Origin of the sequence: Polaromonas sp. (assembly GCF_043778355.1) — a bacterium.
Lineage (GTDB): Bacteria > Pseudomonadota > Gammaproteobacteria > Burkholderiales > Burkholderiaceae_C > Polaromonas.
This window is the reverse complement of record NZ_JAYWHI010000057.1, coordinates 1-9,190: the sequence shown is the minus strand read 5'-3', so window position 1 is coordinate 9,190 and position 9,190 is coordinate 1. Positions and strand designations below refer to the sequence as shown.

At 62.7% G+C, this 9,190-nt stretch carries 3 protein-coding genes; all 3 read right to left on the bottom strand.

What is annotated here, in order from left to right; translation table 11 throughout:
* Nucleotides 1-1,721, bottom strand: a 1,721-nt coding sequence (locus ACH2CW_RS09360) for an ABC transporter transmembrane domain-containing protein (RefSeq protein ID WP_395057393.1), incomplete at its 3' end; no start/stop codon positions are given.
* 71 nt (nt 1,722-1,792) lie between these two features.
* Nucleotides 1,793-2,308 (bottom strand): hypothetical protein, encoded by a 516-nt coding sequence (locus ACH2CW_RS09355; protein WP_395057391.1) that lies wholly within the window; start codon nt 2,306-2,308, stop codon nt 1,793-1,795.
* A complete protein-coding gene (locus tag ACH2CW_RS09350; RefSeq protein WP_395057389.1) occupies nt 2,305-8,808 on the bottom strand; it encodes a cadherin-like domain-containing protein in 6,504 nt (2,167 codons plus the stop codon). The genes ACH2CW_RS09355 and ACH2CW_RS09350 overlap by 4 nt, the downstream gene beginning before the upstream one ends.
* Nucleotides 8,809-9,190: the final 382 nt, after the last annotated feature.

The window sequence follows — 9,190 nt, the reverse complement described above, 5'->3', positions numbered from 1 at the left end:
TTCTCCGGCGAATACAGGCGCTGGATCAGGCGCATGAACGTCGTCTTGCCTGCGCCTGAAATACCCGTGATGCCCACAACCTCGCCGGGCGCGATGTCCAGGTTCACGTCACTGAGCACTTCCGGGGTGTTCTGCGAATAACGAAATGACATGTTCTCAAAACTCACCCTGCCTCGCAGCGTGGGCGGCGTGCTTCGGCCCGGCCGGAATGCCGGCTCCGGCGCAGCATCCATGATGTCGGCCAGGCGCTTGATGCTGACCTTCATCTGCGTGAATTCCTGCCACAGCGATGCCAGCTTCAGGATGGGCGCGTTGACGCGTCCAGCCAGCATGTTGAAAGCTATGAGACCGCCCACCGTCAAGTCGCCGTCAATCACCAATTTTGCGCCAAAGTACAGCAGCAACACCGTTAGCACCTTGCTGGCCAGGCTCATGAACTGGTTGGTCGCATTGCCCAGATGGCCGGACTCAAATGCGGAAGTGACATAAGCCGACAGGCGGCGTTCCCAGTCGCGCTGCCAGGCGCCTTCGACCGCATGGCTTTTAAGGGTCTCCATGGACGTCACGGTTTCCACCAGAAAGGTCTGGTTCTCCGCGCCCAGGGCAAACTTGTCTTCAAGCTTGCTGCGCATCAGCGGCGTCAAAAGCCACGAAGCTGCAAAAAACACCGGCAACGATGCAATCACGATCAGGGTGAGCGGCACGCTGTAATAAAACATCACTGCCAGAAACACCACCGCAAAAAACAGGTCCAGCCAGCTGGTCAGCGCCGCCCCGGTCATGAAGGCCCTGGCATTGTCCAGTTCGCGCACCCTCGCCACGGTGTCGCCACTGCGCCGCGCCTCAAAGTAAGACAAAGGCAGATGCAGCAGGTGCTGAAACAACTTGGCGCCCAGCTCGACATCGACCCGGTTGGTGGTGTGGCTGAACAGGTAATGCCGCATGCCACCCAGAATGACTTCAAAAAGCCCCACGCCGAGCAAGGCAATCACCATCACGTCCAGCGTCGTCATGGAGCGGTGCGTGAGGACCTTGTCGATCACGACCTGAAAAATCAGCGGTGTCAGCAGCGCAAACACCTGTACAAAAAACGAAGCCAGCAACACCTCGCTCATGACCTGCTTGTACTGGCTCAGGGAGGTCCAGAACCAGCCCACCCCAAAACCTTTGCCAGGTATGGGAGTGCTTGAGGTTGTCTGGCCACCCGGCCCTGCACTCTGGTTGTTACCCAAGCCCGCCATCTGCGATTTAACCGTCAGCCACTCCAGTGTCGGCCCGACGAGATCCGCAAAGGCCTTCCAGGTCATATGCTGCGGCGCTACCGACATCTCGGCTTGCAGCAACACACCTGTTTCATCAGCGTGGCCAATCATGAGCCAGCGTCCGTCCTGGCCGCATGCCAGGGCGGGCAAGGCCGCATCCATCAGCTTGCCCGCTGCGCTGCGGTGGTAGTACACCTGCAAAGGCAGGCTTTGCAGGGCGCGCACCAGTGCGGCACCGTCCGGGCCTTCGGCCGGCCAGGCATGGTGCTGGGCCAGGCGTGCCACATCGGCATTCGTTCCGGCAAGGTGCAGGAAGGATGCAATCAGTCCGTAAAGTTTGTTGGTCGAGGCAGGGAAAGTGACTGCGTCGGTGCTGCCCGACGTGGGCTCCACGGCGGCCGGCAGCGAGGTGTTGGCGTTATTTGCGCTATTCGCGTTACTGGAATTGTTGGAGGTCACAGGTAGTCTTCAAAAGGTTCTTTTAATAGTTGGCTGAAGGCGACCACGCAGGCCGCTCACGTTCTAGAGGCTCAATGCAGCGTTGCGGCACCTGTCACGCCAGCTGCACCGGCAGCGCCCGCGTTGATGGGCAGCCAGGACGAGTAATTGCCCCCGCTGAGTTGCAGGCCTAGCTTGGACAGGAAGCGCCCGGTGCGCTGCATGCTGACGCCGCTGGCCACACCGATGTAGACCTCGGCCGCCCCACGGTTCTGCGCCCAGGCCCGAAAGGCCATGACCATCTTGATGGCCGCCAGGCCACCACGTTGTTCGGGATGGACCAGCAGGAAGACAGACGAAGCGATGCGCTCGCAACAAAAGAAATATTCGTCAATGCTGCCAATCATCAGGCCGTGCAGCTTGCCCCCGGCGTCGTGCGTCGCTACAAAAAACGTGGTGCTCAAAGGGTGCTCGATCATGTGGGCAAAGCGCTGGGCCACACGTTCGCCGTCATAAGGCAGGCGCGCAAAACGGCTTTCAAGATGGCAAAGTCGGCCCAGCTCCACCAGGCGTGCAATATCTTGCAGGGAGGGCGGCGCGACCTTCATGACGATCCTCCGTGCAAGGGCGCTGTCGTGGCGGCTTGTTCCCACTGGTCCTGCGCCTGCGTCAGGGCGCTGGCTGGCTCCTGTACCCCACCCAAAGGCACAAAGACCAGCGGTGGCGCATCCCGGTCTGCCGTCAGGGCGTTGATGGCCTGCAGCATCACCAGCGCCATCTGCATCGGCGTCGGCCCGTCTGCGGGCGGTATGGGCGGCAGGACCACAGGCTCTGGCCTGGGCAACATTTCATAATCATCCAGCGCGTCCAGGGCCTCAATAGCGGCCATCCGGGCAAGTGCATCCATCACTGCGGGCGCTGGCACCTTCTCTACCCTGGCTTCAGCCACAGCCACTACCGGGGTCTCGACGTGATCCGGGGTAACCGCACGCGCCAGGCTCTGTGCCGCTACCGCGGGCAGACGGTCATTGGCATCAAACGGCAGGCTCACATCCCCGACCGCACCTGTGTGCCCACCGTGCTGCTCGTCCCAGACGAACTGCGCTTGTCCGTGTTCCGTCACCCCATCGACCATGCGCGTCTGGTGGTCACTTGCGAGGCCTATCTGCGCAATGCCTATGTCGTCGAGCGTGATGACCTCGCCCACATCACTGACCCCGTCGTTGTTGGTGTCACGCCAGACGGCAAACTCCTTCCAGCGGGTATCAAGCCGGCTTAAAACGCCATCATGGTTGCTGTCGAAGGCCGTCAAGCCTTCCAGGTCGGTTTTGGCGCCAGTCAGGTAGCTGGTGAACGAGATTTCGTCATAACGTTCAATCTTGCCGTCAGCGCCGATGTCGCGCACCAACAAGCCGTCGTCTGCCGCCACCCAGGCGATGCGCTCGCGCCAGCCATCGTTGTTGACATCGAAGTAGGCTTGTGAATCATCCAGGCCGATGTACTGCAGCCCGTTTCCGTTCAGGTCCAGACTCACCGGCTTTTTGCCGCCGCCACCGCCAATGCTCGAGCCCACATGCGCCGTGTTGACGCTGGCATTGGCCGAGGCGCCGCCGCTGTCGGTCACAGTGATGGTGAAAGGGTCGCCCCCGGCGTAACCATCACCCCGGTGGCTGTAGTACTGCCAGGCGCCGGTTTGGCCTGCCCAGTAGGCTTCGGCCTGGGTATGGTCAATCGAGCCCGGGGCATTCGATGCCGTGTACTGGTTGGCCCACGCGTGGCCATGCTGGGGCGTACTGCCTACGCTGAAGCCGAGCAGGGCTGAATTGCCGTCCGGGTCAAAAGCGATCACAGCGCCGTTTTGTCGGTAGGGGTCGTCATACGGACCCGACTCATCCGCCGCACCCGCATCCGCGCTGTCAAACCCCACCGGCCGCAATTGCCCATTTTGGTAGAAGCTGCCACTGTGGCCCTGAAGCTGGCCGCCGGCCAGCAGTGCGCGCGCTTGGCTTTCTGACGTCACCTGTACATTGCCATAGACAGCGGCCCCGCTCTCGTCGTAGCCGACCACCTGAGAGGCCGTGCCGTAGATTGGCCGCCCGTACCAGATGTCCTCAATGATGGGCGCATCATTGACCGACTGCACACTCAACTGCGCCATGGCCCAGGTGCTGCCACCCTCGCCGTCGCTGACCTGGTAGGTGAAGGTGGCGGTACCGTAGAAGTTGGCCGCCGGCGTAAAGCGCACCGTGCCGTTGACGTCCAGGCTGACGCTTCCGTTCTGCGCACCGGCAACAGCGGTCACGCGCAGGTCGGCCGCGGGATTGTCAGCATCCGAGTCGTTGACGAGCAACTGCGCCTGCGTAATGCTGAACACCACATCCTCATAACCGGTGAAACTGTCATCGGTAGCCAGCGGGTTGATGTTGATGCGTGAGAAGTCAATCTGCGCCGTGGCCGTGCTGGTGGCTCCGTCGGGGTCGCGTACCAGGTAGTCAAAGCTGCCGCGGCCCGCATAACCTGCCTCGGGGGTGAAACTGACGCTGCCGTCGGCATTAAGGACGGCCGTGCCGTGCTGCACATTGCTGATGGCGCTGATCTGCAGGTTGTTCGGCGACTCCACGTCGGCATCATTGGCCAGCAAGGCCGCCTGGCTCAGGGTGTAGCTCACATCGCGCTTGCCCCAGATCAGCTCGCTGTTGGCCACCGGGGCGTCGTTGACCGGGGTGAAGTTCAGGTTGACCGTCGCCTGGCTGCTGCCGCCCACGCCGTCGGCAACCGTGTAGGTAAAGCTGGCCCCGCCGTTGAAGTTCAGCATCGGTGTAAAGACGATCTCTCCGGCCACGATCTGAACCGTGCCCGCAGCGCTGCTGGCCGGGTCCATGGCAACGGCGGTGATGCTCAGTTCGCTGTGGAGGTTGTCAACATCGTGGTCATTGGCCAGCAAGGACGGAATGCTGAAATGGGCCTCTGTGTCTTCGTCGAGCGTGAGGCTTTCGCCGAGGAGGCGCGGCGCGTCATTGACCGGGGCTATGTCCAGGCTGGCCGTGCCGACGGTAAAGCCGCCCACGCCATCACTGACGGTATAAGTGAACTGGGCCGGGCCATAGTAGTCATGCGCCGGGGCAAAGCGGATGGAGCCGTCCGGGTTCAGGGATACGGCGCCGTGGGTGGCGTTGTCAACAGCGACGATGCGCAGATCGGTCTGGGGGTTGTCTACATCGCTGTCGTTGGCCAGAAGGCTCGCCTGGGTGATGGTCTGGATCTCGTCTTCGTTGAAACTCACCGTCTCGCCCACCACGTCCGGCGCATCGTTGACCGGGGCGAGGTTGACCACCACCTGGCCCACCACCTGCCCACCGTTACCGTCGTCCACCGTGTAGCTGAAGCCGGCGGCGCCAAAGTAGTTGCGCTCAGGCGTAAATTGCAACGTGCCGTCGGCCAGCAGCGCAATGCTGCCGTGCTGGGCACCGCTCACTGCGGTGATGCGCAAGACCTGGGCCGGCTCGGCATTGCCGTCATTGGTGGGGGCCGTGTCCACGTCGGTGTCGTTGGCCAGCAGCAAGGCGGGGTTGATCAGGAGCACGATGTCTTCATCGCTGTCCATCACTTCACCGGTCACCACCGGCAGGTCGTTGACGGGCAGTACGGTGAGGTTGACAGTTGCCGGGGTCTCATAACCTTCGCCAGCGCCGTTGGCAGCGATTTGCGCCGGGTCGCGATCACCCACCCAGTAAGTGAACTGCGCGGGGCCGTTGTAGTTGGCATCAGGGATGAAGCTGACCGTGCCGTCAGCGGCCAGAAACACCTGACCATGCTGGGCGCTGCCCACCCGGGTGATGCGCAGCACATCGCCATCGACGGCGCTGTCCACGTCAAAGTCGTTGACCAGCAAACTGGCGGCTGTGAACTGCAGGGTGTGGTCTTCATCGCCGTTGGCCGTCTCACCGGTGGCAACAGGGGCGTCGTTGACAGCGGCCACCTGCAGACTGACGCTGGCCGTGCTGGACAGGCCGTACTGGTCGGTCACGGTGTAGCTGAAGCTGGCGGGGCCGTGGTAGTTGGCGTCGGGCACAAACACCAGTTCCGTAGCGCCGCTGGCATCGGTTTGCAGGGACACACTGCCGTGCACCGGGGCAAAGACAGAGGTGATGCGCAGGCTGGGCTGATCTGGCCAGGCCGGGGCGTTGACCGTGCTGTCGTTGGCCAGCAGCCAGGCTTCGCTAAAGCGCCGCACCGTGTCTTCGGTCGCCTCGCTTTTCTCGCCCTGGACTCGGGGATAGTCGATCAGGGTGTTGCTGCCGGCTGCGCTGCTTGCACTGCTCCAGTTGGTGGCAGCAGCGTCACTGAGGCCAGACTGGGCAGATGACGAACCAGGTGAAGCAGATGCCACGGGCACCTCAACCGCTACTGAATCGATAGCTGCTTGCGCCCATTCCGTATGGGCTGGAGTCTGATTTGACTCATAAGTGCCGGCTGCAACCGCTGTAGGCAGGCCGCCGGCAAGGGATGCGCCATTTGCGGTGGACCCGCTCGATGGCGTCAGAGCGTCCAGTGCGGCCACGCTGACGCGGGAGCCGTCCAGTGCCTGCCAGTTGATGGCGTCTGCGCTAGCCGGGGCAGACGCCGGTGGCTGCGCGAAAGGGGCTTGCGAGGGGTCCGCCGGCGCGTTGGCCGATGCCAGGCTGGGCCACTGCACAGCTCCGGCGCCCAAGGCCATGGCCACCAGCGCCCCGGATGCTGGCTCGAACAGCGCCGGCGTGGCGCTGCGGACCATGGCATAGGTGGCTTGCTTGACTTCAGCCTGCAGGCTGGCTGCCCCCAGGGGCACGAAGGCGAGGGGGGTGCTGCGCACCAGGGCGTTGCCTGCGGCGTGTACCGCGCCTTGGCCGGTAACAGCCTGACCGGCAGCACCGGCTTGCACGCGCGCATCGCCCGCGCCAAGGCTGGTGCTGGTTTGCGTGCTCTTGAAGGCGCCGGTGGTGAAGGTGTTGGCGCTGGTGGTGCTCAGCCGGCTGTCGCCGGCCTGGACGGTGATGGTTGCGCCATCTGCGCCATCGGTATCGACATCCCCGCCATGCATGTGACCAGCCTGGCCGTCGAACTCCCTGGTGTTGACGGCGTGCAGCGTGGCAATGGCGGCCGCGTTTCGCTGCTCGTCGAGCTGCAGCACGCCGCCGGTGACGCTTTGGTAGCTCACACCCAGGATGTCGCCGGTCAGGGTTTGGGCGGTCAGCGTGCTGCGGCTGCCGTCGCCTCGAACGATTGACGGTGGGTTGCTGCCGAAGTCGATGGCGGTAATGCCGGCCTGGGCCAGGGTGCTGGTTTCGCCATTGCCCTGACCGTCGGCATTGACATCCATCCACAGGCGCAGTGCGGCAAAGGCGGGGTCGCTGGCGTTGAGAATTTTGTTTCCATCCGCGTCAAGCCAGCTCAAGGAGTTCAGGGCGTTGCCGCCGTTCAGGCTGAGCAGTTCACCTGCGCCTATGTTGCCGTCCCCGTTGCTGTCGATGGCGAGGACTTGTTGGTTGGTCGCCAGCCACTGGGTGCGCTCCAGGTAGCCGTCGCCATCGATGTCGATCAGGGCGTTTTGCAATGGTGGCAACTGGGGCAAAGTCAGACTAAGCGCTTGCAGGCTTTGGTGGATGCCGTCACTTTGCTCTTGCGGCAAGCCGGACGCACTGTCCGGGAGATTGATGCCTTGGCCTTGCTGCCAGTGGGCCAGAGTGGTCTGGACTTGCCATGCGGGGGCGATGGCGCCCTGGGCGTGGGCCATGAAGTCACCTGCCAAGGTTTCGCCGCTGCCATCGCCCCGGCTGCCCTGGCCGTCGTAGTACCGGGTCTGGGTCGCACCGGACTCGTCTGTCCACTGCAGATAGAGGAAACCTTTGGCCCCATTGGCCAGATTGAAGCCGTCGGGGTCGTACTGGTAGCCGATGGCGGGCAAGAGGTTGGGAACCAGGGCGTAGCTGTTGCCAGCGGCGTCTTTGGTGGCGGCGAGTTGGGCTTGCAAGCCATTGACCAGGGAGCTCATCCAGCCGGCTGCTGTGGCGCCGCCGCCTTCGCTGTCCTGGTCGGTCAGCACGATGGTATTGCCGGCGCCGTCCCACTCGGCGTGGGCTCGCCCTTCGAGCATGGGTTGGTCGTCGTCGGCGAACAGGCCGCCCAGCAGGGTGATGACGACAGAGGCAATCTGACCCCAGCCGGGAATGAAGTTGACGGCTGCGGCGAGGATGGCGACTGGATCACCTGAATCGAGGGCCAGCACCAGGCCCAAACCAGGCAGGAAGTCGGCGCCACCTGGCATGTTCAAGCTGACCCAGCCGCTGTTGGCGACGCCCGCGACAGAAGTCAGGTTCTCAACCAAACTCAAGCCGCTGTACAGGGCGCCACCCATGTTGCCTTGGTCCAGCGCGCTGAGCAGACCCAGCACACCGGCTGCGGTGCCAAGATCCCCAAGCGGAAGGCCGCCGCCCGTGAGCTTGTCGAAGGCGTTGTAAATGCTGGTCACGGCCGCAAGCCGCTGCAGGTCGCCCATGTCGTCCCAGTTTTGCAGGCCGATGATGCTGTTCATCAGGCCAATGGCACCTGCGGCTTGGCTGTACTGGGCTTGTTCGTACTGCTGCTCGCTCAACACCTGGCCGGATGAGGCGACGTAGGCGGTCTCCCCATACAAGTTCTTGATCTGGTGGTAGCCGTTGGGCAGGACGTTGATCTCGCCAACGATATCGCCGTCGGTGTTGGTCAGGAAGCTGCTGTCTTTGTTAAACGGCAACACATCGAAGCCCATCAACTGGCCGGCACCGTAGGCGCCGCCTAAATTGCCGCCCGCGAACTGATTCGCCAGCGCAGGCGCTGGGATGTCTATGACGTTGAGGTAGTTGTCGCTCTGGTGGTCTGCGCCGTTGGTGGCGTCAGCGCTACTGGGGTCGGTGGGGTTTGGGGGTTGCGCAGTCGTCACTGGCGTGAAAAACACACTCGCTGCCGTCTCATCCACAAGGCGGCTAACTGTTTTACCCTCGACATCGTTTACGACAATGCGACCATCATCCATCATGCTTACCCGGTCGCCGGGGTGGAGCTGGGCGACGGTATAGCCTTGGTCGTCCATGATGACGCCGCCGCCGGTGCTGTCGCGGCTTTCCGTCCAGCCTAGAAGACCGGGAATAGCGCGATCCAGCGTCCCGAAAAGACTGACCGCGTAAATATTGCCGTTGTAGACAACGGTTTGGTAAGTTGTGGAAGTCGCTGGATTGGACGCGTCCGGGTGCGAAACCCCATCCGGGGGAGTCTCATCGTCGTCGTGAAAAATCTTTATCGGATTCTGATCTCCGATTGTCTCAAGCCACCCACCTTTGCCCGCGAGCATATCGACAGCTATCCCTGGGCTAACAGCTAGGGAAACTCTGAACAAGTCCACCGATCAGATGTGTTGACCGTTGAGATACACAAAGGAGCAGCAGCGATGGACCAGATCAGTTTCGCGGACGCAG